Genomic DNA, 17777 nt, shown 5'->3' on the forward strand with positions numbered 1-17777 from the left:
ACTCCCTATGGTTTGCGCCAGATAGTACCCTGCCCCACCCCGTAATTCAGTCGCAAATACCAGGACGCCCGTGGACAGAGAGCAACTCGAACGCCAGCAGATCCCCGTTTACTTCATCGCCGTGGTGCTCGCCGCCGCCGTCGGCCTGCTGGCGCCTTCGGCGGCCCGGCCGCTGGAGCTGCTGGTGACCCCGGCCATCGCCGTGCTGATGTACGCGATGTTCCTGCAGATCCCCTTTCTCGACCTACGCGCCGGGCTTGGCAACCGGCGCTTCATGGGCGCGCTGCTGCTGGCCAACTTCGTGCTGGTGCCACTGCTGGTGTGGGCCGCTACCCGTGGCTTGGTCGACCACCCCGCCGTGCTGGTCGGCGCGCTGCTGGTGCTGCTGACACCCTGCATCGACTACGTGGTGGTGTTCACCCACCTGGGCAAGGGCGAGTCGCGCCTGACCCTGGCCGCCACGCCGGTGCTGTTGCTGGTGCAACTGGCGCTGCTGCCGCTGTACCTGGCGCTGATGCTCGGCGGCGCCCAGCAGGTGGACATCTCGGTGGCGCCGTTCGTGGAAGCCTTCGTGCTGCTGATCGTGCTGCCGCTGTTGCTGGCCGTGGCCACCAGCGGCGGGGCCCGGCGTTCGCCGCTGATTGCGCGCTGGAACGACGCCTGGGCCTGGCTGCCGGTACCGGCCATGGCGTTGGTGCTGATCGCGGTGATCGGTTCGCAGATTGGCGTGGTGGTTGCGCGGCTGGATGCGTTGCTGCCGGTGCTGCCGGTGTATGTCGGCTTCGCTTTGCTGGCACCGGTGCTTGGCTGGGCGGCGGCGCGGCTGCTGCGGTTATCCACAGGCGAGGCGCGGGCGGTGACCTTCAGTGCAGCGACGCGTAATTCGCTGGTGGTGTTGCCGTTGGCGTTGGCGCTGCCGGAGCCGATCCGTGCGCTGGCGGCGGCGGCGGTGATTACCCAGACGCTGGTGGAGTTGGTCAGTGAACTGATCTATATCCGCGTGGTGCCGGCGTTGGTGCGGCGGTAGGGCCTGTAACTTCGCTCAGTTCGAGCTCGCTGGGGCCGCTTCGCAGCCCTTTCGCGGCACAAGGCCGCTCCTACAGGGGATCGCGGCCACCTGTAGGAGCGGCCTTGTGCCGCGAAAGGGGCGCGAAGCGGCCCCAGCGTTAGTAACCGTCAACTCAGCTGCAGCCGCCACTGCCCGTAATGACTGAAGCGCACACGGGCCAAGGGCGGTACATCAATGCGCTGAAAGGACGCCAACGGCGCCCCCAGCGCATGCAACATCGCGGCGCGGATGACAAAGGGATGGGTGATGGCGATCCACTCACCCTCGGCCAGGGCACTGTCCATCCACTGGGCGACGCGCTGGCACAGCGCGGCGATCGATTCGCCACCATGGGGTGCCGCCTGCGGGTCGCTGAGCCACAACTGCAGCGCCTGCTCGTCCAGTTGCTTGAGCGGCATGCCCTTCCAGTTGCCCAGGTCGCAGTCGCGCAAGCCTTCGTCGACCGTCACGGCCAAACCCTCGGCAGTCTGCCGGGCGCGTAGCTCGGGGGCGCTCAGGTAGCGGGCGGTTGTGGATAACTCGCCCAGCGGCCCTGGTGCTTCAAGCAGCGGCTCGTCATCCAGGGCAAAGCGCCCCACCCGCTGCGCTTCGGTGCGGGCGTGGCAGATCAGGGTCAGCTGGGTGGGCTTCATGGCAGGCCGTGCTGGTCGCGGTGGAACCTGCGATGTTGCCTGAATGATCGCGGGGCTGCTACGCAGCGCACAGCCGGGTGGCTTCGGGCTGCTCAAGGGCTTTGGTCAGCGTTGCCACTGCCTGGCACTTCTGCACGGCGAAGGCCAGCCCGCTGTTCGGTTCATCATCGTGCTCCACCGAGCTGTGCAGCAACGCACACGACGGCGCAACCCACAGCCGATCACCCAGGCGCTCATGGGCGTGGCGCAGCACATCCAGCGCCTGCTCCAGCTCGCAGTGCCCAGCATGGTGGCCGTTGACCACGCCCAGCGACAGCACCTTGTAGGCCGGCAGGCGGTCGAGCAGGGTCGGGAACTGGTCCGGGGCGCGCACCAGGTCGACGTGCAGGCCATCGACCGGCAGGTTGGCGGCCAGGCCGAGGTTGGCGTCCAGGCCACCGAAGTAGGTGGCGATCAGCTTTTTCAGCGGGGCGCGCTGGAGGATGTTGTAGGTGCGCTCGTAGGCGTTCTTCCAGTCCTGCGGCAGCTCCAGGGCAAGGATCGGCTCATCGATCTGCACCCATTCCACACCTTGTGCCGCCAGGCGGTTCAAGACCTGGTCGTACAGCGGCAACAGGCGGTCGAGCAGGTCCAGCTTGTCGAACTCGTCGCCCTTGGCCTTGCCCAGCCACAGGTAGGTCAGCGGGCCGATCACCACCGGCTTGACCGCGTGGCCCAGGGCCTGGGCTTCTTCGACTTCCTCGAACAACTGCTCCCAGTTCAGGGCGAATTGCTGGTCAGCGGTGAATTCGGGGGCCAGGTAGTGATCATTGGTGTCGAACCACTGGGCCACGCCCTGGGCCTCGGCGCCCTGGGCTATGGCGAACAGGGTTTGCAGCGTCGGCCTGGCAGCGTCCTTGGCCTTGAAGCGCTCAGGGATCACGCCGAAGGTCAGCGAGTGGGTCAGCACCTGGTCATGCCAGGCAAAGTCGCCGACCGGCAGCAGCTCGATACCGGCGGCCTTCTGCGCCTGCCAATGCGCAGCGCGCAGGCCACGGCCCACGGCACGCAGACCGGCCTCGTCCAGCTCGCCCTTGCAGAACGCCGCCTGGGCTTGCTTGAGCTCAGGGTTGCGGCCGATGCAGGGGAAACCCAGGTTGTGTGCCAGTGCCATGTTCGTGTCCCTAGATGCTTGAAATTGAATGAGGGCATTCTGCTGGGGCTGAAGAGGTGAGACAAACTCATAAAATTTGAGATGAAATCAAGATTTGCTCATGATCCTATGCCAGGCTCGGCCTTGCTGGCCCTATCGCTGGCAAGCCAGCTCCCACAAGGCCTGCGAGGCCCCTGTGGGAGCCGGCTTGCCGGCGATGAGGCCATTGGGATCAACCCAGAATGTCTCAATCAACACACTCCCCCGCGCAACCAGACATGCCCCGCGCGCCAATCTGCGCCACACTGCCACCCTGCCCAAACCCGGTAGCCCGCACACCATGAGCCTGCTGAAAACGACCCTGGACGCCAACGCCTTCGCCTGCATCCTCGAGTTCGTCCCCAAGCCCAGCGCCGAGCGCTTCGCCACGCTGGACACCCTCATGGCCCGCACCCAGCTGTGCGGCTGGCCGCTGACCGTGGCCATCGGCGACCGCGTCGGCAGCACCCTGGACATGTCGCCGCTGGACGCCTTCGCCAGCCTGGCCGAACCCGTCCCCGCCCTGCTGCACTTCTCTGGCAAGGACCGCGAACGCCGCGACCTGCTCGCCCAGTTGCAGCGCATGGACGCCGCCGGCCTGGACCAGTTGCTGGTACTGACCGGCGACCGCCTGCCCGGCCACAACCCAGGCCAGCACCCGGTGCGCTACCTCGAATCCGTCGCCGCGCTGCAGATCGTGCGCCAGGCCCGCCCGCACTGGCTGCTGGCCGCCGCCCTCAACCCGTTCAAGTACCAGGAAGCCGAGGACGGTGCGCAGTATTTCAAGGCCGAGAAGAAACTGGCCGCGGGTGCCGACCTGTTCATCCTGCAGCTGGGTTTCGACATCGAGAAACACCAGGAAGCCTACGACTGGATGCAGCGCCAGCCCGGGCCGAAGCCGCTGATGGCCTGCATCATGGCGCTGACCGAAGGCCGCGCCGGCATGCTCGATCACGTCGCCGGGGTGACCGTTACGCCGTCGATGCGCGCATTGCTGGCGGCAGAAACCGCGGTGTCCAAGCAGTACGCCAAGGACCGCGCCAACCAGCGCCTGGCCTTGCAAGTGATCGGCCTGAAGTTGATGGGCTATGCCGGCGTGCACCTGTCCGGCATTCATGATGTCGCCCAGTTCGAAGCACTGGAGCAGACGATCAATGAACTGCAACCGCTGTTCACGACGCTCCAGGATTGGATGCCCGCCTGGCAGGCGGCCTGGCAGGAACCTGGCCTGCCAGCCGTCACCTTCCACCCGCCCGGGCACGCCTGGCGCCTCGGCCAACGGCAGATCACCGCGTCGAAAAAAGAGAAAGCCCGTTACCACCTGCTGGCAGCGATACACCATCAACTGTTCAGCCGCACCACGCCACTGAGCAAAGCCTTCGGCTGGGCCGTGACCCGACCGCTATGGCGCAACCCGACGGCAGCGCAATGGCTGCATCAGCTGGAACGGCGCATCAAACGGCCGATGGTGGGCTGCGATACCTGCGGCAGTTGCCGGCTGGAGGACACCCTGTACATCTGCCCCGAGACCTGCCCCAAAGGGCTGGCGAACGGGCCATGCGGCGGGACCCGCCTGGACCGCTGCGAGTTTGGCGACCGAGAGTGCGTACACAGCGCCAAGTACCGACTGGCGGTGGGTGTGGGGCGGACCGAGGTGCTGACCGAGCGGCTGATCCCCTGCGTGCAGGTAGAGAACCGACATCGCAGTTCGTGGCCGGTGTGGTTCGAGGCTGGGACACCACAACCTCATGATCCCACACCGAGGAACGAAGTCGATGAGGCCCTGCTTGCCACGACACCTGAGCGCAAGGCTGCGCCCCGGCGGGTGAAGGCCACGCTGGAAGATCTGTAGGGCCGCATCGGCACGCTCACTCGGCCGTGCTAGCCTGTGGCTTTCCCGCCCGCGCGTGCCCCATGATCTGCCTTATCGACGATGGAATCGCCCCCGACACGCTCCCCCATGGCTTTGTGGCAGGTGGCATCAATTTCTCCGACGACGGCGCCGAGCACCAGTTCCAGGCTGGCCCACACAGCCACGGTAGCGCCATGGCGCAAACCCTGTTCGAAACCTGCCCGCATGGGCGCGTGTTCGTGGTCAGGCTGCTGGACCGGCACGGTCATCTGAACGACGTCGAACGCCTGACCACGGTGTTCGCCTGGCTGGTTCGGCAACGGGCAGCATTGGGCATCACGCTGGTGTGCGCACCGCTGGCAGACAACGCCTTGCACACCACCGACGAGGCCTTTCGCCAAACGCCGCTGGCCGAGCATGTGGCGCAGCTGCGCAGGGCTGGCGTGCCAACACTGATGCCAGCAGGCAACCGCAACGCATCGTCCAGCGCTATCGACCGGCCAGGCATGGCCTGGCCCGCCATCCTCAGGGAGGTGATCAGCGTCGGCGCGTTGTCAGGCGATCACGGCCACAGCCTGCACGACACCAGCAAACGCCTTGCAGCCAGCCCCGACAGCCCGTGCGCGACCACCTTGTTCACCCACCCCGGCAGCCCGGGGCAAACCAGCGGGGCGACCGCACGGGCCGCCGGCGTCATGGCTGCCGCACAACTGCGCTGTCCCGGCATCACCGTGCAAGCCTGCCTGGACCAGCTGTGCCGCCCCTGGGTGGACCAACATGGGCAGCCCTGGCCCATGCTGGTCGATGCCTAGGCCCCCGCTAAATCTTGGGCGCCCCTGTGCCATGCCGGAACATGCCGACCATGAAGTCGAAGGCGAAGGCGCCGGCGGTGGCAGCCGCCACGACCTTCCCGCGCGTGAGGGGCTCGGGATAGAAGGTGCAAGCCTTGTAGGCCGTGAGGGCGCTGTTACGGGCCACGAACTGCAATGCCTCCAATAGCTGGGGGTCATCTTCGTAGGCCAGCGCGAGCAACTTCATGGCGGACTGCATCGTCATGAACATCATCTCCACCCCGTTGGCCGTTTCCGCCGAATCCACGTTGTCCAGGTGGTAGCTCGACAGGTTCTCTTCTCGGCCCTGGTAGAGGTGCCAGCCCTTGTAGGCGATCCCGCTGACCCCAAGCCAGAAGACGATGTACCTGAGTTGGTTTGCCGCGGCGGAAGGCGCGTCATTCGCTCGCCAGGGCGCCTTGAGCAGGAGCAACCCCGCCTTGCCTGACAGCAGCAGGCAATCGAGCGGTTTGGTCGCCTTCTGTGCCTTGGCCCCGGTCATGGCCGAGGCCATGCCCATGGACAGCACCGCCATGCCGACATAGGTGCTGACCACGTCCTTGAGGTAGTCGAGTGCCGAGGCATTGGCACTCGACTGCGCCGTCAGCGCGCCGGTGAGCGCGGGTCGGCTGGCCAGCACCGGCGCCAAGGGGCGGTCGCCCATGAACAGTTTGTAGGTGACCGTGCCGAGCACCGAGGGTACGAACAGAATGATGTCGATCAGCCGCACACCGGTGTCCAGGGGCTTGCCCGTGAGCAAGGCGAAGGTCTTCTCGATGAACGGGAAGCTGATTCTGGCGAACAGGATCCGGCGCAACAAGTCGACAAAGCCGGCCACCGAGTCGATGAGTTTTTCGACCAGTGCCTGGGTCGCGATCGTGACTTTCTTGGCGGCGTTGAGTACCACCGCGTAGAGGATGCGGGTCAGCTTGTCGAGGTCGAAGTCCGCCAGGGTGAAGCCTTGTGGCCCGAGGATGTGCTGGAAACTCTCCTGCAAGGTCGGGCCGGAATTGGCGAACGCCGACATTTGCTTGTCGAACGCCGAGGCCATCCCCTCGAATGTCTGGGCTTGCGGCATTTCCACCTTCACCACCATCGCGACGATGCTGCCGAGCAGGTCCATCATCCCGCCGCCCGGGCCGCTATGGGATACGTTCTGCTGCTTGTGCCTGGCCTCGCGCTGCGCTTGGGTGACGCTGCCGGAACCTGGAGGGACCGGCTGCTTTTGCCAGTCGCCGATGAGGTTCAGCTCGACGCTTTTTTTATCGATGGCCTTGATGGCCTTTTCAAAGGCCGGGGTTGTTACCTTGCGCAGGTCATGGATGCGCGTGGCCAACATCTTCAGTTCTTCGCCGATGAAATCGGCCATGGTTTCACGCACAGCCGAGATGTCGCCCCAGTCGAACAGGAACTTGGCATAGCTCCAGACCTTGTCGATGCCGGTGCGCACCTGCTGCCACAGCCAGCTGAAGAACCCGCCGATCTTCTCCAGGGTATCGAGCACGAAGCGCTTCACCTTGCCGGCCACTTCGCAGACGAACTCGACCACGCCGCTGACCTTGCGGATAAGGAAGGCCACTGGCGAATCCTCGTGGCGCCACAACCCCTCCAGCAGGTCGGAAAGCGACTGGCCCAGGCCAGGCAGGATCACCGCAGCAGCCGTGGACGCCCCCGCCAGGGCCGACACCGGCGGGGCCTGCAATTGCCCCTGGCGGCTGGAAACCGCCAGGCAGAAGTCGTCCGCCACGTGCCGGGTATCGAGCGAAGAGTGGAAACCTTGGTCGCCATCACGCAAGCGCACGCCAGTGGCCTGATCGCCGCCGACCAGCACCGCTGCCTGACGCAACACCGCCAACAGCGTCTCCACCGTGCGCGTGCCTTCCTTGCCATGCAACGCCTGCGGCAACAGCTTGCCCTGCCCCCCGGGCAGTTCGGCGCCCTGCAGTTCAGCGGCGCTCATGCCGGTGAACCGTTGGTACAACGAGGCGGCCGGGTTGATCTCCAGCACCTGCTCCAGCCCTTCGAGGGCCAGTTCATAGGACGCCGGGGTGAACGACAGGGCCCGGTTGAAGATGCGCAGGTTGCCATTGAGGTCAGTCTGCACCCGCACCGGGTCCTGCGGGCCGACGAACAGGCTGCGACCATTGACCACCAGGGTGGACAGCACCGAGGTACGCAGCTGCACTGTGGCATCGCCAAGGGGAATGCCCGCAGGGTCGAGCACGCTGATGTTGGTGGAGAAGCAGGTGATGCTGGCCGACGCGTCTGGGTCGGCCACGCGGATCAAGGTCTCTTGCCAGTGGCCCTCGGCATCACGCCATTGGTGGGCCGCCTGGCCGTCTTCGTAGACCACCAGCACACTGCCCGTGAGCTTGTCGTCGCCCACCACGGGCGCAAGGTCCACCACATGCCGGCGCAGCGCCACCGGCTCGCCCCAGGCGGCGGACAGGCCGGCGCGCTGGGCCACCAACAGCGTGCCGTCACTTTGCAGCGCCCATACGCTGGTGGCCCCGTCCGCCGCTTCGCAGACGCTGAGCTGGAGCACGTCGTGCGCAAGGCTGGCCGGGATGACCGGCTCGAATTCGGCATCGTCCTGCTCGGCGAGGCTTTCCGCCGGCAGGCGCCAGACGCCCTTGCCAGCCACGTAAACGTCAGTGCCCATCCAGCGGGTCTGCCCCATGGCCATCACCCGCGCGCCCGCCGGGCAGAGGAACGCGGACCCCGAGGTGATCTCGGGGCGGCCATCCTTGAACTGCGGCAGTTTGCGCGCATTGAGCAGCAGTTGGCGGTCGCTGCGCCCCAACCCCAAGGTATGCAGCGCGGGCCGGCCCTCGATCATGCCCACATCGAAATCGAGGATTTCGCCGATATCACGGGCAACGCTGAACAGCACACAGTGCGTTTTCAGGGACGCCGGTGTGTTGCTGCGCACCAGGTAAGCGTCCTGCCCCGCAGAGCCCGCGGCGCTGATCAGCACCGTCCACACGCCGTCGTCCCCTGGCTGCACGCGCAAGGCATCGATCGCCAGGCCATCACGGGTGCCATGGTCACGCCAGGGCAACTGCTGCCAGTCGATGGTCTGCGCATCGAAACCGTAGGCCACCAGCAGCCGCGAGGCCCCGACGCCCTCATCGAGGGCCACGGCCAGGGTGGTCAGTTCCTTGCCGTCGACCATGGCCCAAGCGGCCGCAAAGGCGACCACCTTGTCGTGCAGGGGCAGGCTCTGCCAGCCCGCGGAGCTTTCGCCGTCGCGGCGCACCAGTGACAGCCGCTGCCCATTGCCCAGCGTGATCACCATGGGCTGCACGGCCACGCCGCGACGGTCCGGCAGCGCCACCATGCGCTGCTGGAAGCGGCCCTTGGTGTTCGGGTCGATCAGGTCGTCCCGGCCAAAGGTGCGGGCGGGCTCGATGTAGTCGATGATGTCGCTGCCTACGGTGAAGCTTGTGTGCAGGGTGTTGTGGCCATCGAACGCGTCGAGGTGCACCACTTGAGATGTTTTTTGCATGGACAGTGCTCCTTGAGGGCGCTCAGACATCGCGATGAAGGACGTTGATGACCAGGTCCAGATGCTGGTTGAAGCGCGGCTCGCGGAAGAAGAAGGTCTCCTCGCCTGGCGGGACGAAGGCCAGGTTGCCCATCTCCAGGTTGACGTCCCTGAACACGCCCTCGAGCATGCCGATGATCGCGTCGCGCGATGCGCCCAGCCAGTCGCCCGCGATCCCCACGTCCCAACTGTTGTTGATGCGCGTGAAGAACTGGGTGATGGCCCAGGTGTCGCCCTGATCGTCGTTTTTGCCGGTGACCGGCGTGAAGGTGGGCGCGAACACCGGCACCACCGAGCATTTGGCACCCTGGCCTTGGGTACTCAGCGACATGCTGCCGCCGATGTCGGTGTTGCGGGTGGCCGTGGCGCGCGAATGCATGTCCCAGGAGGTGGTGCGATCACGGTCCAGATGGCCGTGGAGCCGGCCGTCGAGCAGGAACCGGTTGCCCTCGACGAGCTTGATCTCAAGCTTCAGGTGCTTGTCCAGGGCGAGCTGGAGGTCGCCGTCCTTCCACTGGTAATGCTTGCTGCCCTGCAGGAACAGCGAGTTGCCGTCACGCTCGAAACTCAGCACTTTCAGAAAATCCAGCTCAGGGTGCTTGAGCCTGCCGGCGTTGCCTTGCAGGCTGTTTTCCTGCGCCATGCGCTCGACTTCACGTTTGAGTGCCTGCTTGAGGCTGTTGAGCAGGTGCTGGATGAACAGGTCCTTGCGCAACACCATCAGGCCTGCGAACAAGCCATCGGAGCCGTCCGCGAACATGTGGCTGGGCCAGATCCCCTGACTGCGGCACAAGGCGTCCTGCTTGGCGGCATCGTCGGGCAGCCTGTGCCCCCCTTCCGTGACGCACAGGTAGTCGATGGTGTGAGTAAGGTCGGGTTCGACATTCGTGACATGCTCCCTGACCAAGCGGAACAAGTAGTCCTCCATGAACAGGCTGGGCGGCCGCTTGGCCGCACGCGGCACCACCGAAGCCATCAGCAGCAGGCCATTGGGGCCATCGATGCCGCTGTCGGCGATCCAGGTCTCGATACACGCCACCAGCTGGCCGCGAGCCTCGCTCGACAGCGTGGCATCCTCGGGCGTGTGCAGCTGCGGGATCATCAGCGCTTCGGGCCGGGTCAGGGTGAGGAACAGGCATTCGATGGAAAACTGCCCCTCGGCCAGCTTGAAGTGCTCCAACTGCCGGGTCACCCCCTCGGCGCACTGTCGATTGTGTTTGTACAACTGCTCGCGGCTGACCGTGCGCTTGCGCACCATCGAGCGGATCGACAGGGAGTACTTGTGAATGGGCAGTTCGACGGGGTCGTTGCCACTCATGTAGGCCAGCGTACCGTCGAGCAGCTCGAAGGTCGTCAGCACTTCCTGGCTCGCCATGCGCTGCGCGTCCAGTGACAACTGTGGGCTGCCGAGGTTGGCCTGCAGGCGGGTGGTGGAGGGTTGCTTGCGATGATTGAGCGGCGTGGCCAGGATCGTGAACGGCGTGGCAGCCCTGCGGTTCCATACCCGCCAGGCCTCTTCGAACTGACAGCAGAGCCCGCGTTGATTAAGCGACAGCGCAATATCGAAATCTATCAGAGGGGTCGTGTCCATGTAGCTTGCAGCCTCGATTGCTGAGTGAGCACAGCAAGGAACCTGAGCAACCTACCTGTCGCGCCCACGTCCTTGCGTTCGCCGATAAATGGCCAGTAGCCATCATTCGGCAGCGTAACTCAACCGATTGGCTTTTTGTATGACGATCTGACAAGGCGTTTGAGGGAGTTGTATGAGGCCCGGCACGGCTTGAAGACAACCCCCAGCCCCGTAAACCCGCCTCTATCGATAAAAATCATCCAGCCGCTGATGAGCAATTGGCCAAGGTAGCCGTCGTGCATTCGCCCGCATCCGACGATAAGCCTCATGGGCCTGATCGACAGTGATGACAGCGTTTCGAACAAGCTCCTCGACCACCCAGAGCGTGCCTTTCACCTCGACAGCTTCCTGCACGGCCGCTTTGCGCAGCGCTTCGTCCCTGGATAACAGCGGACACTTTTCCTGCCTTGCCAGCGCCAACGCGAAGCAATCATTGCGGCCTGGCCCGCTGACTCGCCCTATCAGTTCCATGGCATACAGCAGGGTGGATGGGCTCAGCTCAGCCAGCTCAAGCCCCATGTGCAACAGATGTGCATGCTGCGCTTCTAGCTCATCGAAATAGAGGATGTCCGGCACTGTGAACTGGTAAGGCAGCGTGAAGAGTTGAGCCAGTAGCTCGCCCTCTTCAAGGTCGATCAGGATGTTGGCATCACTGATGAGTAGCTGCATCCAGTAACTCCAGTTTGCGCGCCTGGTGGAACTGGTACACCGTCATGCCCAGCAGCTCCGCCGCCTTGGACTCGCCGACAATCCCCTCCCCCAGCGCGCGGTAGACCAGTTGCTGGAACAGCCGGGTGGTTTCTGGCCGGTACGCCGCACCAGGCTCCTGTTTGCGCCAGCCCTGTTTGGCGAACAGCAAAAACAACCGCTCGCGCACGGCGTGCGGGATGATCTCCAGGTCCCCAGCGCGATACAGGCAACCCTGCATGCTGAGGCCATATTCAGCCTTGAGCAGGTACAACTCGCGAACCTCCAGCATGTGGCGGGTATCGCCCAGATGCTGCCGCATGGCGCTGGCGGGCACCAGCAATGCCGAGGCAAAACGGTTACAGGCCTTTTCCTCATCCAGCGCTTCGGCCAACCGACCGTGCATCAACAGGTGGCCAAGCTCGTGGGCCAGGGTGAAGCGCTGACGATCGCCCGGCCAGTCCGCCGACACCACAATGACCGGCTGCCCTGCCACGCTGGCCTGCAAACCGTCGAATTTCGCCTGTGCATCGACCTGGGTGATGATCACCAGAATCCCGTGAGTCTCCAGCACGTCGATCAAGTCTGGGATGGGGCTCGAACCGAGGCCCCACAGCTGCCGCACCTGGTCGGCCAGGCTGTCGACCGCCTGCAGCGAGGCAATCTCAGCAGGCAGGCCTGCTGGCACGCTGAACGGCTGCACGGGATAGGCCGGCCACAGGTTGATCAGCTCTTGCCAGCGCTCCGCCTGATCCAGTACATCGGCCTCGATGCGTTTCAGGATTGCCTTGGGGGTGCTGCAACGCTTGCGGTACTCGACCCCCGCCAGCTCGACCCTAGCCGGGCGGAAGAAATACTCGGCGCGTACCGACAGCGCCTTGCACAAACGCACGAGCACGCCGGAACTGGGCATGCTCTGGTCATGTTCGTATTTCTTGATCATGTTGGCGCTCACGCCCACCAGTTCGCCTAGCGCCTGCATCGACAGGCCAGCAGCAGCGCGGGCACGTTTGAGGCGCTCGCCGATCATCAGCTGACTCCCTCGGTTTACGAAAAATAAAAATACTGGAGAAATATAAACCCGATAAGCCTGACCGTCGAGGCATGGGCGACGGCCGTACTGGCCTCAGCCTGGGATCGCGCGAAAGCCCGCTGATTCATATGCGCCTGCAAAGCCTGTATAAAGCGCCCGCGAACTGCGATCCCGACGTCTGCAAAAAGGAACTCCTCCATGCTTCGGCTCTCGATGCCAGCCCTGCTCCTGGCGCTTGCCGGCTGTGCCACCAAGCCCCCCGCCAACCCCGACAACCTCTGCGAGATTTTCCGCGAGAAGCCGAAATGGCACGAGGCGGCGCTGAAGATGCAGGCGCGCTGGGGTGCGCCGGTGCAGGTGCCGATGGCGATGATGTACCAGGAGTCCTCGTTCAAGCACGACGCCCTGCCGCCACGTTATTACTTCCTCGGCATCATCCCCTGGGGCCGGGTCAGCACCGCCTACGGCTACGCCCAGGCCAAGGACGAGACCTGGGCCGACTACAAGCGCGAAGCCGGCGGCTGGGGCGCCGCCCGCGACGACTTCGCCGACGCCGTCGACTTCATGGGCTGGTACATGCAGAAGAGCCAGCGGGTGAATGGCGTGTCCAAGTGGGACGCCTACGGCCAGTACCTGAATTACCACGAAGGCTGGGGCGGCTACCGCAACCGCAGCTATGACGCCAAGCCGTGGTTGATGAACGTCTCGCAGAAGGTTCAGGCACGGGCGGAGGTGTTTGGGGCGCAGTATCGCAGCTGTGAGCAAGAGCTTTCGCGGGGTGGGTGGTTTTGACAGGCCCAGCCGATAGAGGCCACGCGAGAGGGCCGCAAAGCGGCCCCTGTGACGCGTAGCATCAGTCGTTTATATCCCCTCTTCTCTCAAAGCCTCCAGCTTGCCGACCTGTTCGCTGGCCAGCCGGCTAATGATCCGGATTACCTGGTGGATCCCCGCCGTGTTGCGGAAGCTCAGTTGCGGGTTGTGTTCGCATTCCAGCATTTCGTCGTGCTGGACCAGGGCTTCGCCTAGCAGTTCGAGGGTCCAGGCGTAGCTTTGGATGGTGGACAGGCGCTCGCGGTCAGTCATGGGGCACCTCACGGGTGGCGAGGGACTGGCTGTCGATTGGGTAGAAGGTTGGGGATGGGGTGGCCGCGGGGGTTGGGCGGCGGAGAGCGGATGCGAGGATCTTGCTCAGAATGCGAATAAGCATGCATGAGACTCCAAGTTTGTGTTTGGAGCGGCCACGATCCTTCCTACGGGATTGGGTGGCAGCTGTGTATGGGGTAGGAATACCGGGAAACTTGGAACCCGGCCAGGCCGAAGCCTGCCCACACACAGCCGCCATGACACAGCGCAGCAGGCACAAAAAAAGCGCCAGCCGTTGTGATGGGGCGCCCAGTGCGTGCGCCAAGTTTACCAGCAGGTTCCTACACCTGGCCGCAGATTTTGCTGCGACTTGGGGAATCTATCCCTAGGGTGGATCGGTTCGCAACAGGCCTGACTGGAGGAAATTTCCCAAAGTGCTGAGGGAAAGAGGTTCGAAAAAATTGCCCTCGTCGATTCAGTCATACTGATGTCCGCAAAGCCATCAAGGTAGTGCATGAGCGCGTTGGTCAGGGGTACGCGTACTGCAACATCAAAGCCCGCGCTTAGCGGGTTTGCTGGATGTTTTACAGACAGTCATAGACTTCTGGGATCTGGTCGGGGTACAGGATTTGTATTTTTACGAAACTCATTGAATTTAAAAGTCATTATTCCTCACATTAGGGGTCTCTATCCTTGGACTTGTCCTTAAACAACCTCTAGATTGCAGACCGTGGTGAGATGGTGCAGACCCGCCAAAGGGCTTTGCCACGAATGCATTAAAGCCGCTTCAGACGCCCCTCAACAGACGGTCGTTGACCGTGACTCCTGCTTTTTGCGGGACTGCACTTTGATATATCTTATAACGCTCCTGATTGGGAATTTTAATAAATCAGCCAGCATGGATTTTAATGAAATCGAATCAAGAATTATCCGACCAATTCAATAGATGAGCTCGACAGGGTGGCTGACGCCGGCAAATTGAGATGTATAAATTACTTCAGCGAGAACCGCGACCACACGTTACAAACACCATGCAGGGATCGTCAGAGCACGGCAATAACCGGAATTTCGAATGTGCCCACTAAACTAATAACCGTTCAGCATCTAAAAGCCATCAGCCATTCCAAATCAACTTAAATCAAATACAGAAACCCCTGAAAAACCTGCCAAACTTTCGTGCAATACCTAATGGCGAGAGCCCGAAAAATGGACGTTATTGACGTAATTTTAAGCTCGGTACCCGCAGCCTTAGCTTCGAGCGTGGGTCTTGCTTTGGCGTTGTGGAATGCTGACAAGCTAATCAGCGCTGCAGGCGCGACGCGACTGTATGGTGCTATTAGCCAGACGCTCAATGCTCCAGAAACGTCGGAAGTTCGAACCGTGCTTGAGTCTTTTCTAGATTGCTATTTTTCGCCTGGAGGAGGGTTTAGATTTTTTTTAAACGTCTTAATACTTACACTAGCCTCGATGATATTCGTACTTGCCTTATATTCAGCACACACACCTGGCATGAGCGAAGCGCTAACAACCAGAGGATTTATTGCTCAGTTTTTTGGCAATGGCTTCTTGGTTACCTTTATTGTTAATTGCGTAGTATTTAGCCAGTACAAAACACTAACCAACCTATTTGTGATCAACTCTATTCTCCGGAACATGCTTACGATTTTTTTCGACATCACAATTAAAGCAGTATTATTCACCACTTTGACACTTGCGACATACATGGGGTTTACATTAATATCTGGCGCGTTCGGAGGCAATATAGAATCATTGCCAAAAATCGTTGCCACCACGATCATTCAAGCATTGCAATTTAAAAACCTGACTTCCGTCTATATTTATTCGCTGACCTTGAGCTCACTTCCGGTTTTTGTTGTCGTTTTGATTAAACTAATGATACTAAGTCCGGGTTTTGCTAAGGCTATCCAGGCGACTTTTTTCTGGTTGCCTTTTGAGGGAAAACCAATACGTGCCGTTGCGGTTGTTTTTTCCGCGCTGGCCGCATTGTTCGCCTTGGCATTTTACATATTGCTATCTAAGCTAGGAACATTTTAAGCGCTGGATTTGTGATGCGGAAGTCTGGGGGATCACCCCCAGCCTGATGCAGTGTTCAATTCGTTGACTCGCTACCCATCACGGCTTATCAAGCGGCTCAGGAATGAACCCCTGCTCCCTCAGCGCCTTGATAACTCCACGTACCAGGTAATTGTTGGAAAACCCCAGCGTGTATTGCCTCGAACCTGCGCTAACCGGAACAAGCATGCCCTGCTCCACCAGTTTCTTGATCTGGTAGGTACGCTGACCCGATGAGAGCTTGGGCAACGCCTGCGCAATATCAGCCGACTTCACGACTTTCCCCCTTATCGCACAGTCCAGAATCAGCTTCTCTACTTCGGTGATCCACTCCCGATCCCGCGCAAAGCTCACCGCGGGTGCCAGGACACTTTTCGTGAGATAGCCATAATCCGTGAGCCTATCCACCTTCTCCAGTTCGTCGCGAATACCTTCCAGAACGTAGATACACCAGGCCTCCAACCCCGCCGTCGTGCCGGTATCGGCCATCCCGAGCATGGTGTAGTAATTCTCTCGATCATTGCAGAACACCGCCGTGGGGTTCAGCACCCTTCCGCCCACATTCACATTGAAGCCGTACTTCATCAGCAGCGCATAGGTGAGCAGCCTCACCACCCGGCCATTGCCATTGCCGAACGGGTGAATCCAGCCGAAACGATGGTGCGCCAGCGCGACTTTCATCAAGGCGTATTTGGGTGAGTCTTCACGATTGATGAAGCTGACCAGCTCCTGCATGTACTGAGGCACCAGCACAGGGTCCGGCGGAAGATGTTCCGACTGAGCAATCCTCACCAGCCCTTCACGATAGGCTCCAGGCGTCTTGTCCCCTTCACGGCGCAATCCGACCACGGTCATGGCAAGCAGCTCTCGGATTGCATGCTCAGTCAGATCTACACCGGGCTTCATTACCTCTTCGATGTAGTCCATGGCCTTTTCGATGTTGGCAATCTCCAGCAACTGATCGGTGCTCTCGGCTTTGCCTTCGACCTTGCTCTCGATGTAGTCCGCCAGGGTGGTGTGGTTCCCCTCGATTCGGGCAGATCCCAAGCTTTCCAGGGTATGGAACAGGGCCTTGAGCTGGAAGAAAACCTGCGGTGGGGTGTCCCCCTCAAGCCTCAGCCTGCGCAGGAATTCAAGCTCGCTCAGCACGTCTACCAAAGGCGAGTCGAAGGACGGGTTCAGCAACTGGAGATCGTGATGCGTAAATCTGGCCATCTGAAAATTATCTCTGATCAGCAAAGGCATTATCTTGAAAAATTTAGCAAAACCACCCGTAAATGCTGGGCAAAAGCCAAGCATCAGATAAGCACTATCTCAAAAGCCATGCAACCGTAAGTGGAATGTGGCTGATCACTAACTTGAACCAGGCCATAGGATGGAGCTGGCCTGATCAGTTGGAAACGATAGGGACGGAGACAAAAAAGCCCGCAAAGTGCGGGCTTTCTTGGAGGGGGCCAACAGCGTGGGACGCTGTATCAGACCTACTGAATGGTGCCGGAGACAGGAATCGAACCTGCGACCTTCGCGTTACGAGTGCGCTGCTCTACCGACTGAGCTACACCGGCGTGTTGCGCAACGTACCACTGCCGTGTGCGTTACGCAAACCCCTGTTCCACCTCACTTTCACTGCACCTTGCAGCCGTTCGGGGCGAGGTCTTCCTCGACAGTGGTGGTGCAGCTCCAGCCGGCCTGGGTGCGGCTGAGCGTGAGGGTTTTGCCGAGTACGTTGGCGGGGGCTTCGGCCAGGGTGCAGACGATGCTGCCGGTGCCGTCGGCAGCGGTGCCGGTGGCGGTGATGGCGCAATGGGCGGTGGCGGCCTGGCCGCCGAGGCTGGCGACGTCGGGGACGTTCTTGCCGTCGTTCAGGCGGATGTCCATCGGGGTCTTGAGGGCGGAGATTTCCAGCAGGGCGGCCGCGGTTTTGGCGCGGGCCTGGTGGTTGGTGTACATCGGGATGGCGATGGTCGCCAGGATGCCGATGATCGCGACGACGATCATCAGTTCGATCAGGGTGATGCCGCGTTGCCCTTTCATAGGCGGTATTCCTTCGTAATGCGTGGAGGCGCAGGGGCGCTGGGGCCCTGCCGGCAGGCGCGCAGTAGGCCTGAACCGACACCTTTTGTCACCCCTGGTTGGCGGGGCGGGCTTGGTGCTGGACTACTCTAGTGAC

The 17777-nt window shown here is 61.9% G+C and carries 13 protein-coding genes, 1 tRNA gene and 1 pseudogene; 5 read left to right on the plus strand and 10 right to left on the minus strand.

The features are described from left to right. Positions 1-70: 70 nt before the first annotated feature. Positions 71-1027, plus strand: coding sequence for an arsenic resistance protein (locus DM373_RS00775; protein ID WP_110991728.1), 957 nt, complete (start codon positions 71-73; stop codon positions 1025-1027). Between the two features lie 149 nt (positions 1028-1176). Here DM373_RS00775 and DM373_RS00780 read toward each other — a convergent pair whose 3' ends face one another. Both DM373_RS00780 and DM373_RS00785 read right to left on the minus strand, forming a co-directional pair. Beyond that, complete coding sequence (locus tag DM373_RS00780) at positions 1177-1647, minus strand: histidine phosphatase family protein (RefSeq protein ID WP_425272553.1); 471 nt, start codon at positions 1645-1647, stop codon at positions 1177-1179. Then, positions 1633-2854, minus strand: a pseudogene (locus DM373_RS00785) (5-methyltetrahydropteroyltriglutamate--homocysteine S-methyltransferase); the annotation flags it as partial. The pseudogene DM373_RS00785 and the gene DM373_RS00780, both read right to left, overlap by 15 nt. A 319-nt stretch (positions 2855-3173) precedes the next feature. Between DM373_RS00785 and DM373_RS00790 the strand changes: the two are divergent. Both DM373_RS00790 and DM373_RS00795 read left to right on the plus strand, forming a co-directional pair. After that, positions 3174-4724, plus strand: coding sequence for a methylenetetrahydrofolate reductase C-terminal domain-containing protein (locus DM373_RS00790; protein WP_244215020.1), 1551 nt, complete (start codon positions 3174-3176; stop codon positions 4722-4724). Positions 4725-4786: 62 nt separating this feature from the next. Further along, on the plus strand, positions 4787-5536 hold the full coding sequence (locus tag DM373_RS00795) for a S8/S53 family peptidase (protein ID WP_157966797.1): 750 nt from the start codon (positions 4787-4789) through the stop codon (positions 5534-5536). A 7-nt stretch (positions 5537-5543) separates the two neighbouring features. Here the strand turns inward: DM373_RS00795 and DM373_RS00800 are convergent, their stop codons facing one another. From DM373_RS00800 to DM373_RS00815, 4 genes are all read right to left on the minus strand, one after another. Beyond that, positions 5544-9062 (minus strand): hypothetical protein, encoded by a 3519-nt coding sequence (locus DM373_RS00800; RefSeq protein ID WP_110991731.1) that lies wholly within the window; start codon positions 9060-9062, stop codon positions 5544-5546. A 22-nt stretch (positions 9063-9084) separates the two neighbouring features. Beyond that, positions 9085-10692: a hypothetical protein gene (locus DM373_RS00805; RefSeq protein WP_110991732.1), complete on the minus strand. Its 1608-nt coding sequence runs from the start codon at positions 10690-10692 to the stop codon at positions 9085-9087. 222 nt (positions 10693-10914) lie between these two features. Further along, positions 10915-11400: a PIN domain-containing protein gene (locus DM373_RS00810; protein ID WP_110991733.1), complete on the minus strand. Its 486-nt coding sequence runs from the start codon at positions 11398-11400 to the stop codon at positions 10915-10917. After that, on the minus strand, positions 11381-12448 hold the full coding sequence (locus tag DM373_RS00815; RefSeq protein WP_110991734.1) for a helix-turn-helix domain-containing protein: 1068 nt from the start codon (positions 12446-12448) through the stop codon (positions 11381-11383). Before DM373_RS00815 ends, DM373_RS00810 begins: the two co-directional genes overlap by 20 nt. Positions 12449-12649: 201 nt before the next feature. On the opposite strand from DM373_RS00815, the gene DM373_RS00825 reads away from it, so the two are divergent. Next, positions 12650-13243: a transglycosylase SLT domain-containing protein gene (locus tag DM373_RS00825; protein ID WP_110991736.1), complete on the plus strand. Its 594-nt coding sequence runs from the start codon at positions 12650-12652 to the stop codon at positions 13241-13243. Positions 13244-13312: 69 nt separating this feature from the next. On the opposite strand, the gene DM373_RS00830 is transcribed toward DM373_RS00825, so the two are convergent. Next, a complete protein-coding gene (locus tag DM373_RS00830; protein WP_110991737.1) occupies positions 13313-13534 on the minus strand; it encodes a hypothetical protein in 222 nt (73 codons plus the stop codon). A 1206-nt stretch (positions 13535-14740) separates the two neighbouring features. Between DM373_RS00830 and DM373_RS28635 the strand changes: the two genes are divergently transcribed. Next, positions 14741-15589 carry a hypothetical protein gene (locus DM373_RS28635; RefSeq protein ID WP_157966798.1) on the plus strand — a complete coding sequence of 283 codons (849 nt, stop codon included), beginning with the start codon at positions 14741-14743 and terminating at the stop codon, positions 15587-15589. 78 nt (positions 15590-15667) lie between these two features. Here the strand turns inward: DM373_RS28635 and DM373_RS00840 are convergent, their stop codons facing one another. The 3 genes from DM373_RS00840 to DM373_RS00850 form a co-directional block, all read right to left on the minus strand. Beyond that, entirely contained in the window at positions 15668-16822 is a 1155-nt protein-coding gene (locus DM373_RS00840) for a Fic family protein (protein ID WP_110991791.1), read from the minus strand. 274 nt (positions 16823-17096) lie between these two features. Then, positions 17097-17172 (minus strand) — tRNA-Thr (locus DM373_RS00845). Positions 17173-17230: 58 nt separating this feature from the next. After that, on the minus strand, positions 17231-17641 hold the full coding sequence (locus tag DM373_RS00850) for a pilin (protein ID WP_110991739.1): 411 nt from the start codon (positions 17639-17641) through the stop codon (positions 17231-17233). Positions 17642-17777 lie beyond the last annotated feature (136 nt).

The organism is Pseudomonas sichuanensis (genome assembly GCF_003231305.1).
In the GTDB taxonomy this organism is placed as follows: domain Bacteria; phylum Pseudomonadota; class Gammaproteobacteria; order Pseudomonadales; family Pseudomonadaceae; genus Aquipseudomonas; species Aquipseudomonas sichuanensis.